The 1,874-nt window shown below is 70.0% G+C and carries 1 protein-coding gene, 1 tRNA gene and 1 pseudogene; 2 read left to right on the top strand and 1 reads right to left on the bottom strand.

Features of this window, described 5'->3' with window-relative positions:
- Nucleotides 1–226 precede the first annotated feature (226 nt).
- A tRNA-Val gene (locus tag ACYVE7_RS33365) sits at nt 227–298 on the bottom strand.
- A 232-nt stretch (nt 299–530) separates the two neighbouring features.
- Between ACYVE7_RS33365 and ACYVE7_RS33360 the strand changes: the two genes are divergently transcribed.
- Both ACYVE7_RS33360 and ACYVE7_RS33355 read left to right on the top strand, forming a co-directional pair.
- Nucleotides 531–1,439, top strand: a complete 909-nt coding sequence (locus ACYVE7_RS33360; RefSeq protein WP_460370482.1) for a DUF2637 domain-containing protein — start codon at nt 531–533, stop codon at nt 1,437–1,439.
- Between the two features lie 115 nt (nt 1,440–1,554).
- Nucleotides 1,555–1,874 (top strand): annotated as a pseudogene (locus ACYVE7_RS33355) (hypothetical protein); the annotation flags it as partial.

The following is a 1,874-nucleotide window of genomic DNA, read 5'->3' as shown; positions in this document are numbered from 1 at the left end:
CGCGTTCGCGGCCGGGCTCGCCGAAGCCGTCAACCCCCTGCTCGCCGAGCCCGCCAGGGCCCGCGCGATGGGCGAGGCAGGCCGCCGCCGCGCCGTCGCGCACTTCTCCTGGACCGAGATCGCCCACCGCACCACCGACCTCTACCGCTCCCTCCTCGCCGCTGACTGAGGAACCGGGAAGCACGAAGCCCTCGCCCGGAGCAGGCGAGGGCTTCGTGGAAACGGGTGGGTACAGCTGGTTTCGAACCAGCGACCCCTGCTTTGTAAGAGCAGTGCTCTACCCCTGAGCTATGCACCCCGAGCCGGGAGACCCCCGGCGACCGGGACAGTTTACCCGATCTCCCGGGCAGGTCAGGACGGGCGCGACGGCAGTGAAATCGGCGACGACTCCGACAAAAGCTTACGAAGTTACTCGTGAGGGTCGAGTGGAGGGCTATCCTCCTTCAAGGTCATCACAAGAGTCGTGGAGTATGCCGATGAGCGCCGCTGGTAAGGCCAGGTCCGTAACACGTTGGACTGCCGTGGGCCTGATGGCCACCGCGGTGCTGACTGCGACCGGCGGCGGTTTCGCCCAGTCGTATTCAGGTCTGCACTCCTGGGCGATCGAGCACGGGCTGGACGGCTGGAAGGCCGCCTCGTTCCCGCTGCTGGTCGACCTGTTCATCATCGTCGGGGAGCTGGGCCTGTTCCTGCTCGCCCTCGACGCCTACGCGATCCGCAAGAGCCTGCTGTCCTGGATGGACTTCATGCTGCCGCTGTTCATCGCCCTCGCGGGCTGGACGGCGTCGCTGGTGTTCAACGTCGGGCACGTGCTCAACAAGGAGTTCTCCTACCAGGCGACGGCGGCAGTCCCGCCGATCGTGTCGATGCTCGGCCTGTTCGTGCTGCTGCGCACCCTGCACCGGTATGTCGTGAACAACGGCAAGGGTTCGGAGGAGGAGGCCGCGGTCGCGCTGGCCGCCGCGGCCGTCCCGCAGCAGATCACCGCGACCCGGATGCCCGAGATCGCCGCTCCCGCCGGTTCGGTCGGCGACCCGGTCGTCGGCGAGGACGCCAAGGCCGCGGCCCGCGCCGCCGCGCCGGAGAGCGCGGCCGAGCAGACCTTCGTGGACCTGATGGAGCCGGTCCGCTCCGGCGCCGACTCCGACCTGAAGCCGCAGCCCGACCCGGAGAGTATGCGCGGCATCGTCATCGAGGCGCTCGGCCGGCACAACGGCGACGTCGCGGCGACCTGCGCCGAGCTCGCCACCGACGGTTACGCCATCGACGAGACCGAGGTCGGCAAGATCCGCGAGAACCACTGGTTCCCGTACTTCGCCTACCGCCTCCTGGCCAAGCACGGCCCGGACGGCAAGAAGGTCTCCCAGGAGCTGACCGACCTCGGCGTCGAGTACGACAAGGTCGCCCTCCGCGACCTGGTGCGCTCCTGGCGCGCCTGAACCAGCCCGAACCGGAAGCCGTCCGCCCTTGAGGTGGGCGGCTTTCGCCGTCCATGGGGTCTGACCTCGGGATGATCGACTTGAACTGATCGAACTTCTGTTCGATAGTGGGGGTATGGGTGCCCTGACCGACCTCGTCGTCGGCCCGCTGACGGCGCCGGACGAGGTCACCGGCGGCCTCCTCCGGGTCCTGCCGGAGCTGCGCCCGCTGCTGCCCCCGCTCCGTCCCGGAGCCGCCGTCAGCGTGACGGGCTCGGCCTCGCTGGGCCTCGCGCTGGTCGCCGGGGCCGACGACTGGACGGCCGTCGTCGGGGTCCCCGAACTGGGGGTGCTGGCCGCCGAGGCGATGGCCGCCGACCTCGAGAGACTGCTGCTGGTCGACGAGCCGGGCCCGCGCTGGGCCGAGGTGGCGGCCGCGCTGGTCGAGGCCGGAGT

The organism is Actinocorallia lasiicapitis (assembly GCF_054778695.1).
The sequence above is the reverse complement of the archived record's forward strand: the minus strand, read 5'-3'. Positions and strand labels throughout refer to the sequence as shown.